This window comes from Mycolicibacterium baixiangningiae, assembly GCF_016313185.1.
GTDB classification, from domain to species: Bacteria; Actinomycetota; Actinomycetes; order Mycobacteriales; family Mycobacteriaceae; genus Mycobacterium; species Mycobacterium baixiangningiae.
In genome coordinates this window covers 4,979,404-4,995,161 of sequence record NZ_CP066218.1, presented here as the reverse complement: position 1 = coordinate 4,995,161, position 15,758 = coordinate 4,979,404, and the positions used below count along the sequence as shown (strand labels likewise).

16 protein-coding genes are annotated in these 15,758 nt (G+C 68.3%); 12 read left to right on the top strand and 4 right to left on the bottom strand.

Annotated elements, in window-relative coordinates:
- The first annotated feature begins 139 nt into the window (after positions 1-139).
- From I7X18_RS23720 to I7X18_RS23695, 6 genes are all read left to right on the top strand, one after another.
- Positions 140-1,609 carry an aldehyde dehydrogenase gene (locus I7X18_RS23720; RefSeq protein WP_193046405.1) on the top strand — a complete coding sequence of 490 codons (1,470 nt, stop codon included), beginning with the start codon at positions 140-142 and terminating at the stop codon, positions 1,607-1,609.
- A 9-nt stretch (positions 1,610-1,618) separates the two neighbouring features.
- Positions 1,619-2,380 carry an SDR family oxidoreductase gene (locus I7X18_RS23715; RefSeq protein WP_193046404.1) on the top strand — a complete coding sequence of 254 codons (762 nt, stop codon included), beginning with the start codon at positions 1,619-1,621 and terminating at the stop codon, positions 2,378-2,380.
- A complete protein-coding gene (locus I7X18_RS23710; protein ID WP_193046403.1) occupies positions 2,380-3,246 on the top strand; it encodes an NAD(P)-dependent oxidoreductase in 867 nt (288 codons plus the stop codon). The genes I7X18_RS23715 and I7X18_RS23710 overlap by 1 nt, the downstream gene beginning before the upstream one ends.
- Positions 3,247-3,251: 5 nt before the next feature.
- Positions 3,252-3,686 carry a carboxymuconolactone decarboxylase family protein gene (locus tag I7X18_RS23705; protein ID WP_193046402.1) on the top strand — a complete coding sequence of 145 codons (435 nt, stop codon included), beginning with the start codon at positions 3,252-3,254 and terminating at the stop codon, positions 3,684-3,686.
- Complete coding sequence (locus I7X18_RS23700) at positions 3,676-4,902, top strand: hypothetical protein (protein WP_193046401.1); 1,227 nt, start codon at positions 3,676-3,678, stop codon at positions 4,900-4,902. The genes I7X18_RS23705 and I7X18_RS23700 overlap by 11 nt, the downstream gene beginning before the upstream one ends.
- Before the next feature lie 224 nt (positions 4,903-5,126).
- Complete coding sequence (locus tag I7X18_RS23695) at positions 5,127-5,375, top strand: hypothetical protein (protein WP_193046400.1); 249 nt, start codon at positions 5,127-5,129, stop codon at positions 5,373-5,375.
- Positions 5,376-5,460: 85 nt separating this feature from the next.
- Here the strand turns inward: I7X18_RS23695 and I7X18_RS23690 are convergent, their stop codons facing one another.
- Positions 5,461-6,054: a TetR/AcrR family transcriptional regulator gene (locus tag I7X18_RS23690; RefSeq protein ID WP_193046399.1), complete on the bottom strand. Its 594-nt coding sequence runs from the start codon at positions 6,052-6,054 to the stop codon at positions 5,461-5,463.
- Between the two features lie 25 nt (positions 6,055-6,079).
- Positions 6,080-7,312 carry a cytochrome P450 gene (locus I7X18_RS23685; protein WP_193046398.1) on the bottom strand — a complete coding sequence of 411 codons (1,233 nt, stop codon included), beginning with the start codon at positions 7,310-7,312 and terminating at the stop codon, positions 6,080-6,082.
- 95 nt (positions 7,313-7,407) lie between these two features.
- On the opposite strand from I7X18_RS23685, the gene purD reads away from it, so the two are divergent.
- Entirely contained in the window at positions 7,408-8,688 is a 1,281-nt protein-coding gene (purD, locus tag I7X18_RS23680) for a phosphoribosylamine--glycine ligase (protein ID WP_193046397.1), read from the top strand.
- A gap of 50 nt (positions 8,689-8,738) precedes the next feature.
- On the opposite strand, the gene I7X18_RS23675 is transcribed toward purD, so the two are convergent.
- Entirely contained in the window at positions 8,739-9,566 is an 828-nt protein-coding gene (locus I7X18_RS23675) for an alpha/beta hydrolase (RefSeq protein WP_193046396.1), read from the bottom strand.
- A 100-nt stretch (positions 9,567-9,666) separates the two neighbouring features.
- Between I7X18_RS23675 and I7X18_RS23670 the strand changes: the two genes are divergently transcribed.
- Positions 9,667-10,278, top strand: a complete 612-nt coding sequence (locus I7X18_RS23670; RefSeq protein ID WP_193046471.1) for a TetR/AcrR family transcriptional regulator — start codon at positions 9,667-9,669, stop codon at positions 10,276-10,278.
- A 91-nt stretch (positions 10,279-10,369) separates the two neighbouring features.
- Positions 10,370-11,797 carry an APC family permease gene (locus I7X18_RS23665; protein ID WP_193046395.1) on the top strand — a complete coding sequence of 476 codons (1,428 nt, stop codon included), beginning with the start codon at positions 10,370-10,372 and terminating at the stop codon, positions 11,795-11,797.
- On the opposite strand, the gene I7X18_RS23660 is transcribed toward I7X18_RS23665, so the two are convergent.
- Positions 11,760-12,488 (bottom strand): DUF429 domain-containing protein, encoded by a 729-nt coding sequence (locus I7X18_RS23660; RefSeq protein WP_193046394.1) that lies wholly within the window; start codon positions 12,486-12,488, stop codon positions 11,760-11,762. The two genes, I7X18_RS23665 and I7X18_RS23660, sit on opposite strands and share 38 nt — an antisense overlap.
- A 40-nt stretch (positions 12,489-12,528) precedes the next feature.
- Between I7X18_RS23660 and purB the strand changes: the two genes are divergently transcribed.
- The 3 genes from purB to I7X18_RS23645 are packed head-to-tail and all read left to right on the top strand — an operon-like array spanning position 12,529 to position 15,756.
- Entirely contained in the window at positions 12,529-13,947 is a 1,419-nt protein-coding gene (purB, locus tag I7X18_RS23655; RefSeq protein ID WP_193046393.1) for an adenylosuccinate lyase, read from the top strand.
- Positions 13,944-15,167: a cytochrome P450 gene (locus I7X18_RS23650; protein ID WP_193046392.1), complete on the top strand. Its 1,224-nt coding sequence runs from the start codon at positions 13,944-13,946 to the stop codon at positions 15,165-15,167. The genes purB and I7X18_RS23650 overlap by 4 nt, the downstream gene beginning before the upstream one ends.
- Positions 15,168-15,186: 19 nt before the next feature.
- Positions 15,187-15,756 (top strand): DUF1707 SHOCT-like domain-containing protein, encoded by a 570-nt coding sequence (locus tag I7X18_RS23645; protein ID WP_193046391.1) that lies wholly within the window; start codon positions 15,187-15,189, stop codon positions 15,754-15,756.
- Positions 15,757-15,758 lie beyond the last annotated feature (2 nt).

Sequence of the window (15,758 nt, the reverse complement as noted above, 5' to 3'; positions counted from 1 at the left end):
CTACACCGGCTTCCAGCTGGGCGTTTCGGGCTTCCGTCGCGAACGTCGAGGTCGGATGCTTGCCACCCCGGTGGATGGGCGTCTATGGTTCGGAGGAATAGAGCCGGACAGTTGTCCAGTGATGCGAATGGGAGTTCGGATGCCGATACTGGCCAATGGCGAGAGCCGACTGCTCATCGACGGGAAGCTGGTCGCGGGCACGGGAGGGACATTCCCCACCGTGAACCCGGCGACCGAGGAAGTGCTCGGCGTGGCCGCCGACGCCGACACCGACGACATGGGCCGCGCGATCGCCGCCGCCCGGTCTGCGTTCGACGACACCGACTGGTCGACGAACACCGAATTGCGGGTCCGCTGCCTGCGTCAGCTCAAGGACGCACTGCGCGAACACGTCGAGGAGTTGCGCGACATCACCATCGGGGAGGTCGGCGCACCCCGGATGCTGACCTCCGGCGCGCAGCTGGAGGGCCCGATCGACGATCTCGCCTTCGCGGCCGATACGGCCGAAACCTACGAATGGCGCACCGATCTCGGTCACGCCACACCGCAGGGCATCCCGACTCGCCGCACGCTGGCCCGCGAGGCGGTCGGCGTCGTCGGTGCCATCACTCCGTGGAACTTCCCGCACCAGATCAACCTCGCCAAGGTTGGGCCGGCACTGGCGGCGGGCAACACGCTGATCCTGAAACCGGCGCCCGACACCCCGTGGTGCGCCGCGGCGGTCGGCGAGATCATCGCCGAACACACCGATTTTCCGCCGGGCGTCATCAACGTCGTCACCTCCAGCGACCATGCCGTCGGCGCATTGCTGTCCCAGGACCCGCGGGTGGACATGGTGTCGTTCACCGGATCGACGGCGACCGGCCGCGCTGTGATGACCGATGCCGCCGTGACGATCAAAAAGGTGTTCCTGGAACTCGGCGGCAAGTCGGCGTTCCTGGTGCTCGACGACGCCGATCTGGCCGGCGCCTGCTCGATGGCGGCGTTCACCGCCGCGATGCACGCCGGACAGGGCTGCGCCATCACCACTCGACTGGTGGTGCCGCGGGCCCGTTACGACGAGGCCGTGGAAGCGGCGGCCGCGACCATGGGGTCGATCAAGCCGGGCGACCCGACCAGCAAGCGCACCGTGTGCGGTCCGGTGATCTCCGCCCGCCAGCGCGACCGCGTGCAGAGCTATCTCGACCTGGCGTTGCAGGAGGGCGGCCGATTCGCCTGCGGCGGTGGCCGTCCGGCCGACCGTGACACCGGCTTCTTCATCGAGCCGACGGTGATCGCGGGACTGGACAACAACGCCCGGGTGTCGCAGGAGGAGATCTTCGGACCCGTCCTGACGGTGATCGCCCACGACGGCGACGACGACGCCGTCCGCATCGCCAACGACTCCCCCTACGGGTTGAGTGGCACGGTGTTCGGCGGCGACGACGACCGTGCGCAGGCGGTGGCGGCGCGACTGCGGGTCGGCACCGTCAACGTCAACGGTGGCATCTGGTACTCCGCGGACGCACCGTTCGGCGGCTACAAGCAGTCCGGCATCGGCCGCGAGATGGGCGCCGCCGGATTCGAAGAGTACACCGAGATCAAACTCATTGCGACAGCAGCGAACTGAGGAGTTTCGATGGTCAATTACGGCGACGACTTCAAGGACAAGGTCGCGATCGTCACCGGGGCGGGTGGCGGTATCGGTCAGGCATACGCCGAGGCGCTCGCCCGTGAGGGCGCCGCGGTCGTGGTGGCCGACATCAACCTCGAGGGCGCCCAGAAGGTCGCCGACGGCATCAGTGGTGAAGGCGGCAATGCCCTTGCGGTACGGGTCGACGTCTCCGAGCCGGATTCGGCCAAAGAGATGGCCGCGCAGACCCTCTCCGAGTTCGGCGGGATCGACTACCTGGTCAACAACGCCGCCATCTTCGGTGGAATGAAGCTCGACTTCCTGATCACCGTCGACTGGGAGTACTACAAGAAGTTCATGAGCGTGAACCTCGACGGTGCGTTGGTGTGCACCCGGGCGGTGTACCGCAAGATGGCCAAACGTGGGGGCGGGGCGATCGTCAACCAGTCGTCGACCGCGGCGTGGCTGTACTCGAACTTCTACGGGCTGGCGAAGGTCGGCATCAACGGCCTCACCCAGCAGCTGGCCACCGAACTGGGCGGGCAGAACATCCGCGTCAACGCGATCGCGCCCGGACCGATCGACACCGAGGCCAACCGGACGACCACGCCGCAGGAGATGGTGGCCGACATCGTCAAGGGCATCCCCCTGTCGCGGATGGGCCAGCCCGAGGACCTCGTCGGGATGTGCCTGTTCCTTCTGTCGGATCAGGCCAAGTGGGTCACCGGCCAGATCTTCAATGTCGATGGCGGACAGATCATCCGGTGATGAGCGCCGACGACCTGAAGTACGGCTACATCGGCCTCGGCAACATGGGCGCGCCGATGGCGAAACGCCTGACGAACTGGCCGGGCGGGCTGATCGTGTTCGACGTGCGCACCGACGCCATGACGCCGTTGGTAGAAGCCGGCGCATCGCTGGCCGACAGCGTCGCCGACGTCGCGGCCGCCGACATCATCAGCATCACCGTGCTCAACGACGAACAGGTGCGGGGCGTGGTCGCCGAACTCGTCCCGCACGCCAAGGCTGGCACCGTCATCGCGATCCACTCGACCATCAGCCCGGACACCGCGGTGCAGCTCGCCGCGGAGCTCGAGCCGCAGGGCATCCACGTCGTCGACGCCCCGGTCAGCGGCGGCGCGAGCGCCGCCGAGAAGGGCGAGCTCGCCGTCATGGTGGGGGCGGAGCGCGAGGTCTACGAGCGCATCAAACCGGCGTTCAAACAGTGGGCGTCCGTTGTCGTACACGCCGGTGAACCCGGCGCGGGAACTCGAATGAAGTTGGCCCGCAACATGTTGACGTTCACCGGCTTCACCGCGGCGTGCGAGGCGATGGCCTTGGCGGAGAAGGCCGGCCTCGACCTGCAGGCGCTGGGCCGGGTGGTCCGTCACAGCGACGCGCAGTCCGGTGGCCCCGGCGCGATCATCGTCCGCGAGAACATGCGTCCCCTCGACCACGACAACTTCCTCTACGACATGTTCCTGCACACCCGTGGTCTGGGGGAGAAGGATCTGAGCCTGGCACTGGCGCTCGGACAGGAACTCGGCGTCGACCTGCCGCTGGCCCAGATCGCACTGAAGAATCTCGCGGACGGTCTCGGTGTGCCGCGCGTGGAGTCGAGCACGGAGGAGTGACCGGTATGGACGAATTGCGCCGCAAAGGCCTCGAGAAGATGAACGAGGTGTACGGCTGGGAGATGCCCGATATGCCCGGCGAGTACTTCGCGCTGACGGCCGACCACCTCTTCGGCACGATCTGGAACCGCCCCGGGCTCTCCATGCGCGACAAGCGGATCATGACACTGACGGTGGTGACCGCCCTGGGCATCGGCGATCTCGCCGAGATCCAGGCGAACGCCGCGATGGCCAACGGTGAGCTCAGTGAGGAGGAGCTCAAGGAGATGGCGATCTTCCTGACGCACTACCTCGGATTCCCCCTGGGGTCGAAACTCGACGGCGTCGTCACCAAGGTGGCCAAACAGCGGCGCAAGGCAGCGGAGAAGGGCGAGGACAAGAAGGCGAACGTCAACGCCGCGCTCAACATGCACTCGGGGAGCAGCCTCGATGATGAGTAGGTACGCCGCGCTCTCACGCGAGGAACTCGCCACCCTGGTGCCGGAGTTGCTGTTGATCGGCCAGCTCATCGACCGGTCCGGAATGGCTTGGTGCATCTCCAATTTCGGCCGCGAGGAGATGGTGCAGATCGCGATCGAGGAGTGGGCCGGGTCGAGTCCGCTCTACACCAAACGGATGCAGAAGGCGCTGAAGTACGAGGGCGTCGACATCATCACGATCTTCAAGGGCCTGCAGCTCGACATCGGTGCGCCGCCGCAGTTCATGGACTTCCGGTACACGGTGCACGACCGCTGGCACGGCGAGTTCCACCTCGACCACTGCGGCGCGCTGCTCGACGTCGAGCCCATGGGTGAGGACTATGTCCGCGGCATGTGCCACGACATCGAGGACCCGACGTTCGACGCCACCGCGCTGGCCACCAACCGCAAGTGCCAGGTGCGGCCCGTTCACCGGCCGCCCCGCACACCCGCCGACCGGCATCCGCACTGCCGGTGGACGGTCATCATCGACGAGTCCTATCCCGAGGTGGGCTTCGTCCCGCAGCTCGACATCGTGGGCGCCAGCCGCGCGTACCACACCGAACTGGACGCGATCGACGCGAATGACGAAGGGCTGGCGGACTACTCGGGTCCGCTGCTGTCCGACCTCGACTTCGGCGCGTTCTCACACTCTGCGCTGGTGCGGATCGCCGACGAAGTGTGCTTGCAGATGCACCTGCTGGTGCTGTCATTCAACCTTGCTGTGCGGGCACGTGCGAAGGACGACGCGGCGTTGGAACACTCGATCCGTAGCAAGCAGCTCATCGGCATCGCCGGTGTGGCCGCGGACCGAATTCGTCGGGCGCTCAACCTGTCCACCGACTCTAAGGGTGCGTTGCGGGTCCTCGAGCTGCACCCGATGCTCAACCCCGCTGCCTATGTGTGGGCCGACGTCGACCCCGGGTTCCTGCACGTCCGGCGCTCGCCCGCGCACGACGACGGCGCGTGGATCTCGCTGATATCGCCGGCCGCCGACCTGCCGCTGCATGCCGCCGTCCAGGCCGTCGATCCGCATCTGCGTGCGGAGGTGTCGGGCACCGAGAGCGACTGGACTGTCCGCGTGATCGAGACCGACACGGCCGCGAAGGAGCGGTCCGAGGTGTCGGTGGTGCGTATCAGCGGTGGCGCGGAGTTCGCATTCCAGCCGAGACGATCGTTGCCGCTGACCGTCGTCTGAAAACATTGCACCGAGACTGCGGTCAGGTCACCGAATCCCTCGAAACGGTGATCTCCCCGCAGTTTCGGCGTATTCGAGGGTGGCGTCATCGCGTCCGTCGTGCATTTCCTGCCAGCGGTCGGTCAATCACTGCCAACGGGATGGAAGCCGCTGACCTGCAGGTTATTGCAGGCAGACCGGCCAGGAAAACCCTCCAGACCGAACGGACACGAAGAGGTACGGACATGAACAAGTTCGGATTCGCCACCATCATCGCCGGCGGACTGGCCACCGGATTCCTGGCCTTCGCCGCCCCCGCCCAGGCCGCCCCCGCCGGACCGGGCAACGCCCAGGACGCCATCAGCTCGCTGGACGACCGCGGCTACCAGGTCCGCGTCAGCCAGCAGGGCATGAACAAGTCGCTCGACCAGTCCAGCATCGTGTCGGTGCGCTACGACAACGACGACCGCGTCGTCTACGTCACCACCCGCTGACCCGAAACCCCCTCGAAACTGCTGGGAGATCACCGAAATGCTCGAAACGGTGATCTCCCAGCAGTTTCGGCGTATCCGGGACGACTCAGCGGCGCACCGCGGCGCCCACCCATCGCCGCAGGAACCCGCGCAGCGCCTCGCCGGTACGTGGCGGGCGGCCGGGGTCCACGACGAACGACTGAATGATGCGCAGTAGATACTCGGCCAGCTCGTCGAGTTCCTGATCGCTGAAGCCGAGACCAGTCCAGTCGACGTCGAACCGGCGGACCATCGCATTCGCGAACTGCAGCGCCACGTCGGAGGTGACCGACTCCGAATGCGCGTCGGCGCGGCCCGGCGTGACGAGCAAACCGATGTGCTTGTCCTTGGGCAGCCACTCCAGCGCGGTGGCGATCGCCTCCGTCACCGCCTCCTCGGGTTCGGTGATGCCACGCACGTGCTCGGCCAGCCGGTCGAGGAACCCGGCCGCGGCATGGACCGCCGCCTCCACCAACAACGCCTCGGTGCTGGGGAAGTACCGGTAGACCGTCTGGCGGGTGACGCCCAGTGTGCGGGCGACGTCGGCGATGCTCAGGTCCGCGCCGCGCTCGTCGATGGCCCGGCCAGCGGCGGCCAGTATCCGTTCGACGGCCTCTTCGTCGCTGGCCGGCGCCGAGCCCGACCAGCCGTGGGTGCGCATGCGCAGATGCTACTTGCGGCGGCGGTCAGCCCTGGTAGCTGACCGGCAGCTCCTTGACCCCGTTGATCCAGCCGGACCGCAGCCGTTGCGGGTCGCCCAGTTTGGCGATGTCGGGGATCTGGTCGGCCAGCTCGTTGAAGATCAGCTTGATCTCCATGCGGGCCAGGTTCGCGCCGATGCAGTAGTGCGCGCCGTTGCCGCCGAACGCCAGATGAGGGTTGGGATCGCGGAGGATGTTGAACTCGAACGGCCGGTCGAACACCGCCTCGTCGTAATTCGCCGAGCTGTAGAAGAGGCCGGCGCGCTGACCCTCGCGGATCGTCACCCCGCCGAGCTCGACGTCGGCAAGCGCGGTGCGCTGAAAGCAGTGCACGGGGGTGGCCCAGCGCACGATCTCGTCGACCGCGCTCTCGGGCCGCTCGCGGACGAAGAGTTCCCACTGCTCGGGGTTGTCGAAGAAGGCGTTCATCCCGTGGGTGATCGCGTTGCGGGTGGTCTCGTTGCCCGCCACCGCGAGCAGGATGACGAAGAACGCGAACTCGACGTCGCCGAGCGACTCACCATCGATATCGGCCTGGATGAGCCGGGTGACGATGTCGTCGGCCGGGCACCGCCTGCGCTCCTCGGCCATGTTGTAGGCGTAACCCATCAACTCGGCGTTCGCGACCGTGGGATCGGAGTCGAAGTCGGGGTCGTCGGTGTTCATGATGCAGTTCGTCCAGTGGAAGAGCTTCTCCCGGTCGGCTTCGGGCACACCGATCAGATCGGCGATCGCCTGCAGCGGCAGGCCCGTCGCGATGTCGCTGACGAAGTCACCGCGGCCCTTCTCCCGCGCGGCGGCGACGATCTCGCGCGCGGACATCGCCAGCTTCTCCTCGAGCGCGCCGACCGACCGCGGGGTGAACAGCCGGGACACAATCTTGCGGAGCCGGGTGTGCTCCGGGGCGTCGTGATTGATCAGCAGCGCCTTGGTCAGGTCGAGCTGCTCGGCGGTGACGCCTTCGGGCATCCGCATGACCGCACCCTTGGCGTGGGTCGACCACAGGTCGCCGTTGCGGGAGATGGCCTTGATGTCCTCGTGGCGGCTGATGACCCAGTAACCGCCGTCGTCGAATATCGACTCCTGCTGCTCGTTCCACCAGACCGGTGCGGTCTTGCGCAGCTGAGCGAACTCGTTGACCGGGATGCCCTGCAGCAAGACGTCGGGGTCGGTGAAGTCGAACCCGGCTCCGAACGGGCATCGATCCATGGTCGTCATGACGGCCGCCTCTCGGTGTGACGCTGAACACGCTTGCGTTCGACCATACACTTTCGCGCAAGGTGTATGCCCAGAACACGGTCTAGGGTGCACATGTGCGCGTCCTGGTAATCGGATCCGGTGCCCGTGAACATGCCCTGTTGCTGGCGTTGCGCCGCGACCCCGAGGTGGAGGCACTGGCCGTGGCGCCCGGCAACCCCGGCACTGCGGCGATCGCCGACCAGTACGACGTCGACGTCACCTCCGGTGAGGCCGTCACCGAACTCGCCCGACGCGTCGGCGCCGATCTGGTGGTGATCGGACCCGAGGTACCGCTGGTGCTGGGCGTCGCCGACGCCCTGCGCGCCGCCGGGATCGCGTGCTTCGGACCCAGCAGGGACGCCGCGCGCATCGAAGGCTCGAAACAGTTCGCCAAGGACGTGATGAACTCCGCGGGGGTGCGCACCGCGGCCAGCGAGATCGTCGACAACCCCGCACACCTCGACGCCGCGCTCGACCGCTTCGGCCCACCCGCAGGCGAGGCCGCCTGGGTGGTCAAGGACGACGGGCTTGCCGCAGGCAAGGGCGTGGTGGTGACCGCCGACCGCGACGCCGCGCGCCTGCACGCTGCCGGCCTGCTCGATTCCGGCCACCCGGTCCTGCTCGAATCGTTCCTCGACGGACCCGAGGTGTCGCTGTTCTGCGTCGTCGACGGCGAAACCGTGGTGCCACTGCTGCCCGCGCAGGACTTCAAGCGCGTCAGTGACGGCGACAGCGGGCCCAACACCGGAGGCATGGGGGCCTACGCCCCGCTGCCCTGGCTGCCCGCGGGGGTCTACGCCCAGATCGTGGACGAGATCGTCAAACCCGTTGCCGCCGAACTAGTCCGGCGCGGTAGCCCCTTCTCCGGACTGCTGTACGCGGGGCTGGCGATCACCTCACGCGGACCGGCTGTGGTGGAGTTCAACTGCCGGTTCGGTGACCCGGAGACCCAATCGGTGCTGGCACTGCTCGACTCCCCGCTGGCGCAACTGCTGCGCGCCGCGGCGACCGGCCAATTGGCGGACTTCCCCGCACTGCAGTGGCGCGACGGCGCTGCGGTGACGGTGGTGATCGCCGCCGAGAACTATCCCGGCCGCCCGCGCGTGGGCGACGCGATCACGGGCGCCGACGCCAACGGAGTACTGCACGCCGGCACCGCCCGCCGCGAGGACGGCGCGATCGTGTCCTCCGGTGGCCGGGTGCTCTCGGTGGTGGGCACCGGCGCCGACCTCGACGCTGCGAGGGCCGCCGCGTATTCGATCGTCTCCTCGATTCGGTTGCCGGGCAGCCACTTCCGCACCGACATCGGCCAGGCTGCGGCGGAGGGCAGGATTTCCGTGCGCGAGCAGACGTAAGACTGCCCATTTTCCGCGAATTTGAGGCAGTTTTGCGTCTGCTCGCGGGGTCAGAGGAGCGGTGCCATCCAGGTGATCTCCGCCGGCAGTTGCGAACTCCAGAAGCCGCCGTCGTGGCCGCCGGGGGAGAACCCACCCGCCGGCGGGCTGGCCAGCTGGCCGATGAACTGCTGGGTTGCCGAATAGAACGGATCCGAAGTGCCGCAATCGATCCGGATGGGGATGGACGCGAACTCCGGTCGGCCCCAGACACTGTTGGCGGCGTAGTCGTCGGCACCGTCGAACGCGCCGGGTGCGGCCGCCCCCGACGATGTCCACAACGCCGGGCTGACCGCGCAGATCGCCGCGGTGCGTGCCGGCCCCAGCCGGGCACCCAGCAGGAGCGCGCCGTAACCGCCCATCGACCAGCCGAGGAAACCGACACGCGAGGTGTCAAGGCCCTGCTCACCCAGCATGGGCAGCAGTTCGTCGAGCACCATCGAGCCGGAGTCCTCGCCGGAAGTGCGCTTGTGCCAATAACTTCCGCCCCCGTCGACGGCGACGACGGCGAACGGCGGCAATCCGGCGGCGACCGCTTCGGCCAACCCCTGCTCGACGCCGCCGGCCATCACCTGGGCCGCGTCGGCGCCCTTGCCGTGTAGTGCGATCACCGGGCGCAGCGCGGTGGTCTGCCCCGGCGGCCGGGCTATCGCCCAGTTCGTGGTCACGCCGCCGCGGGCGGCCGACACGAACGACCCCGTCACGTAGGTGGGTGCCGGCGGGGCTGCCGCGGCCGTCAGCGCCGTGCCCAGCGCGTGGGCACCCGCCGCGCCCGCGGCGGCGCCCGCTGCCAGGCGCAGGACGGCGCGACGACTCAGCTGGCCAGACATGGCGGCCATCTTGCCATCGGAACCCGGTGGCGCCGCCCCCGCCCGACTTGTCTGAAGAAAGGCTGGGGTTTGGGCGAAACGACGATGCCCCACCCCGGTGGCTGGCAGCATGCTAGGCGTGACAGCAGCAGTCACTCCGAAAGGGGAACGCAGGCGCTACGCGCTGGTCAGCGCGGCCGCTGATCTGCTGTGTGAAGGCGGATTCGACGCCGTTCGGCATCGGGCGGTGGCGCGCCGCGCCGGCCTGCCGCTGGCGTCGACGACCTACTACTTCTCGTCGCTGGACGACCTGATCGTCAAGGCCGTCGAATACGAGGGAATCCGGGAGGCTGAGCGGCTGCGGGAACGGGTGGCGGCGCTGTCACGGCGGCGGCGCGGCGCGGAATCCACCGCCGATGTGTTGGTGGATCTGCTGCTCGGGGATGCGCTGGACACCCGCGGCAGCGAGGAACTGATCTCGCGCTACGAGCGCTATATCGCGTGCGCCCGTCAACCGGCGCTGCGCGACGTACAAGGCCGGATCCTGCGTCAGCGCACCGACGCGGTGGTGGAGGTGGTGGAGCGCTGCGGGCGGTCGGTGCGTGCCGAATTCCTCACCGCGCTCGTCTGTGCCGTCGACGGTGCGGTGGTGGCAGCGCTGGTCGGAGACGGGGACGGTCCGCGCGCCACCGCCCGAGCCACGCTGATCGACGTCATCGACGTACTCGCACCGGTGGGCTGACCGTCGGTCGGGCATCGATTGCGGCATTGACGCTGCGTTGTGGCCGCCACTGCCCGATGATGATGACCGACCAACAGTGACGGAGGAGCGCATGAGCCAGCCAGACACGGTCGGGGAGAAGCAGCCGGAACTGCGGCGGGTGATGGGCCCCGGACTGTTGCTGCTGTTCGTCGTAGGCGACATCCTCGGCACCGGCGTGTACGCGCTGACCGGTGACGTGGCCGCCGAAGTCGGTGGCGCAGCGTGGCTTCCGTTCCTGGTGGCCTTTCTCATCGCCACCATCACCGCGTTCAGCTATCTGGAACTCGTGACCAAGTATCCACAGGCGGCCGGGGCTGCGCTCTACGCGCACAAGGCTTTCGGAGTGCAGTTCGTCACCTTCCTGGTCGCGTTCGTGGTGATGTGTTCGGGCATCACGTCGGCCTCGACGGCGTCGCGGTTCTTCAGTGCGAACCTCATCGAGGGCTTCGGGCTGGAATGGGGCGCAGCGGGTGTGGCCGCCGTCGCGCTCGGGTTCATGGCGCTGCTGGCGGCGGTGAACTTCCGCGGCGTCGGCGAGAGCATCAAACTCAACGTCGTCCTGACCATCATCGAGGCCACCGGCCTCATGCTGGTGCTCTTCGTCGGCATGTGGGCGTTCACCCGCGGTGGCGACGTCGACTTCGCCCGGGTCGTCGCCTTCGACACCGAAGGCGACAAGAACGCGTTCATGGCCGTCACCGCCGCGACGTCGCTGGCCTTCTTCGCAATGGTCGGATTCGAGGACTCGGTCAACATGGCCGAGGAGACCAAGGACCCGGTCAGGACGTTCCCCAAAGTGCTGCTGTCCGGCCTGACCATCGCCGGAATCGTGTACATGCTGGTCGCCGTCGTCGCCGTGGCACTGGTGCCCGTTGGCACCCTCGCCGACAGCGACACCCCGCTGGTCGAGGTGGTCAAGGCCGGGGCGCCCGGCATGCCGATCGACGACATCTTCCCGTTCATCTCGATGTTCGCCGTATCCAACACCGCGCTGATCAACATGCTGATGGCCAGCCGATTGATCTACGGGATGGCCCGCCAGCACGTGCTGCCGCCGGTGTTCGGCACCATCCATCCGCGGCGATTGACGCCGTGGGTGGCGATCGTGTTCACCACATTGATCGCCTTCGGCCTCATCTTCTACGTGAGCGTGTTCGCCAGCAGCAGCGCCATCACGGTGCTCGGTGGCACCACGTCGCTGTTGCTGCTCGGCGTGTTCGCGGTCGTCAACATCGCGGTGCTGCGGCTGCGGCGCGACGTGCAGGCCGGCGGCGGGCACTTCAAGACGCCGACCGTGTTGCCCTGGATCGGTTTCGCCGCGTCGCTGTACCTGGTGCTGCCCTTCTCCGGGCGCCCCTCCCAGCAGTACTACGTCGCCCTGATCCTGGTCGCGATCGGCATCGTGCTGTTCTTCGTCACCATGCTGATCAACCGCCAACTCGGCATCCGCGGTACCGGTATCACCGACCCCACTCACCTGGCGGAGCGGCCCGACTGAGGGCCGGCGTCACGATGCACCCGGTGGAATCGTCGCCGTAGGTGGTGACGTCGCCGGGCCTGCGGGTGGCGAAGAGCGCGACGTAGGCGCAGACGACGGCGTCGACGGGGTCTTCGGCCCGGCGCAGCTCCGACTTGCGGGTGGCCGCCTCGACCGCTTCCCGCAGCGCGGCCCACCGCGGGTTCCGCGCGACGTCGAGCGGGGGGCTCGCGTCCGTGAGGGATTCCACCAGAGCCATCAGCCGGAGCAGTTCAGCGCGCAGCTGCGCCACATCCCGGCCGGGCTTCTGCTTGTACTTCAGCGTCCTGGGTAGCCCGAACAGCGCGACCGTTGCCGCATGCGGGTACACCTCGATGGCGGGCCGGCCGAGCGCCTCGGCCACGCGGGCGCCGCGACTGCCCGCCGCGAACCACGGGTGGCCGGTGTTCGAGGGGTGACAGCCCGCCTCGAACGCCCGGAAGTCGCGGTTGAGGGCCGCCTCGCACGGCCGGTTGCCGGTCGGGTTCGTCACCACCAGTGGGGCGTCGATCGCCAGCAGACTCTCCTCGGCGGTGTACGGCGCGAGCTGGGCCACGATGTCGGTGTCGTCGCGTGCGGCGGCGAGGTGTACCAACCTGCCGCGGGCGTCGGCGACCGCGACGCCGGTGGGGCTGCGCTCACCCCACGCGAGGTCGATGCCGACGAAGTACACCTGGCCAGCCTGCCCGATCCGCGCCGTAAGCTGTGTGTCTGTGACGATTCCGAATGTGCTGGCCAGCCGCTACGCCAGCGAGGAGATGGTGGCCATCTGGTCGCCGGAGGCCAAGATCGTCGCCGAGCGCCGGCTGTGGCTGGCGGTGCTGCGCGCCCAGGCCGAGCTCGGCGTCGACGTGCCCGACGGGGTGGTGGCCGACTACGAACGCGTCCTCGAGCAGGTGGACCTGGCCTCGATCGCGGCCCGCGAGCGGGTGACCCGCCACGACGTCAAGGCGCGCATCGAGGAGTTCAACGCGCTGGCCGGTCACGAACACGTGCACAAGGGCATGACCAGCCGCGACCTCACCGAGAACGTCGAGCAGTTGCAGATCCGTCGCTCCCTCGAACTCGTGCACGCCCACGGCGTCGCCGTCGTCGCGCGGCTCGCCGAACGCGCGGTCAGCTATCGCGACCTGGTGATGGCCGGCCGCAGCCACAACGTCGCCGCGCAGGCCACCACGCTGGGCAAGCGGTTCGCCTCGGCCGCCGAAGAGATGCTGCTCGCGCTGAAGCGGGTCGAGGAGCTGATCGCGCGCTATCCGCTGCGCGGCATCAAGGGCCCGATGGGCACCGCGCAGGACATGCTCGACCTCTTCGGCGGCGACACCGCCAAACTGGCCGACCTCGAGCGGCGGGTCGCCGAATTCCTGGGTTTCCGAGACGTTTTCACCAGCGTCGGCCAGGTGTACCCGCGGTCGCTCGACCACGACGCCGTCTCGGCTCTGGTGCAACTCGGCGCGGGCCCGTCCTCGATGGCGCACACCATCCGGCTGATGGCCGGCCACGAACTGGTGACCGAGGGCTTCGCGCCAGGGCAGGTCGGCTCGTCGGCGATGCCGCACAAGATGAACACCCGGTCGTGCGAACGGGTCAACGGCCTGCAGGTGGTGCTGCGCGGCTACGCATCGATGGCCGCCGAACTGGCCGGCGCGCAGTGGAACGAGGGCGACGTGTTCTGCTCGGTGGTGCGCCGCGTCGCGCTGCCCGACGCGTTCTTCGCGATCGACGGGCAGACCGAGACCTTCCTGACCGTGCTCGACGAGTTCGGCGCCTACCCGGCCGTCATCCAGCGCGAACTCGACCGCTACCTGCCGTTCCTGGCGACCACCCGCATCCTGATCGCCGCGGTGCGGGCCGGTGTCGGACGGGAGACCGCCCACGAAGTCATCAAGGAGCACGCGGTGGCCGTCGCGCTGGCCATGCGCGAGAAGGGTCAGGAACCCGACCTGCTGGACCGGCTGGCCGCGGACCCACGGTTGCCGCTGGACCGTGTCGCACTCGAGGATGCGCTGGCCGACAAGCAGGCGTTCACCGGAGCCGCAGGTGACCAGGTGGACCGGGTCGCTTCCGCGGTCGACGAGCTGGTCAGCCGTTACCCGGAGGCGGCCAAGTACACCTCGGGCGCCATCCTGTGACTCGGGCGGCGGAGCTGTCGCAGATCGACTTCACCGATCTTGACAACTTCGCCGACGGCTTCCCTCACGACCTGTTCGCGATCCACCGCCGCGACGCGCCCGTGTACTGGCACGAAGCCACCGAGCACACCCCGGACGGCGAAGGCTTCTGGTCTGTCGCCACCTACCCCGAAACCCTTGCGGTGCTTCGTGATCAGGCCACCTACTCCTCGGTGACCGGGGGCGAGAGGCCGTACGGCGGCACGTTGCTGCAGGATCTGCCGATCGCCGGTCAAGTGCTCAACATGATGGACGATCCGCGGCATTCGCAGATCCGCCGGCTGGTGACGTCAGGTCTGTCGCCACGGATGATCGCCCGCGTCACCGATGATCTGCGCCGGCGCGCCCGAACGCTGCTCGATGAGGTCGCCGACGGGGAGGCTTTCGACTTCCTGCCGCAGGTGGCCGCCGAACTGCCGATGCAGATGATCTGCATTCTGCTGGGCGTGCCGGAGTCCGACCGGCACTGGCTGTTCGAGGCCGTCGAACCGGGCTTCGACTTCCGCGGATCCCGCAAGGCCGCGATCGAGCGGTTGACGGTGGAGGACGCCGGTTCCCGGATGTACGCCTACGGTTCGGAACTGGTGGCCCGCAAGCGCGCCGAGCCCGGTGACGACATGCTGTCGGTGGTGGCCGCCGAATCGTGGCTGACCGACGCCGAGCTGTACCTGTTCTTCTATCTGCTGTTCAGCGCGGGCGCCGAAACCACGCGCAATTCGATCGCCGGCGGCCTGCTGGCGCTGGTCGAACACCCGGCTGCCTTCGACGCGCTGCGCGCCGATCCGTCGCTGCTGCCCACCGCTGTCGAGGAGATGGTGCGGTGGACATCGCCGTCGCCGTCCAAGCGCCGCACCGCCACGTGCGACACCGAACTCGGCGGACACCTCGTCCTGGCCGGGCAGAAGGTGTTGGTGTGGGAGGGTTCGGCGAACCGCGACGCGGCAGGGTTCGCCGATCCGGACGTATTCGACATCGCACGAAAACCCAACCCTCACTTGGGATTCGGGCAGGGTGTCCACTACTGCCTTGGTGCCAACCTCGCGCGGCTCGAGCTGCGGGTGCTGTTCGAGGAATTGCTGGCTCGGTGTGACACTGTGCAGCTGGTCGAACCGGTCGAGTGGGCCCGCAGCAACCGGCACACCGGGATCCGGCACATGGTGGTGCGGCTCGCGGCGTCCTGAGCGCCTACCCTCGGAAGGCGTGGACCCAGCGAGTGGTGACGCGCACCTGCGCATCTCGAACACGGAGCGAGCCGAGGCGCGGCGGCTGCTGGAACATGCCGTCGGCGAAGGGATGCTGACGCTCGACGAATTCACCGAACGTATCGACGTCGTCTTGGCGGCGCGAACCCGAGGCGACCTCGCCGCCGTTCTCGACGACCTGCCACTGGGCGGGCCGAAGGCGCCCGAGCCGCTGGTGCTGCGCGGACGGATGACGTCGCTGTCGCGTCGTGGCCGGTGGGTGGCACCTCCGCGGATCCGTGTCGACACCCGGATGTGCGACACCACGTTGGATTTCCGGGCGGCCACCCTGCAACGCCCGGTCGTCGAGATTCACGTCGACGACTACTGCAGTTCGACCGAGATCATCCTGCCCGACGACGCCACCGCCACCACCGAGGTGGAGACCGTCGCGGGGAGCGTCACGGTGACCGTCGCCGCCATGCCGCCGTCGCCTCGCCTGCACGTCGTGGTCCGCGGGCGGGTCCGCATGGGCTCAGTGACGGTGCGGCACCCCTTCGGCGCGGCGCTGCGGCGCGTGTTGCGGTGATT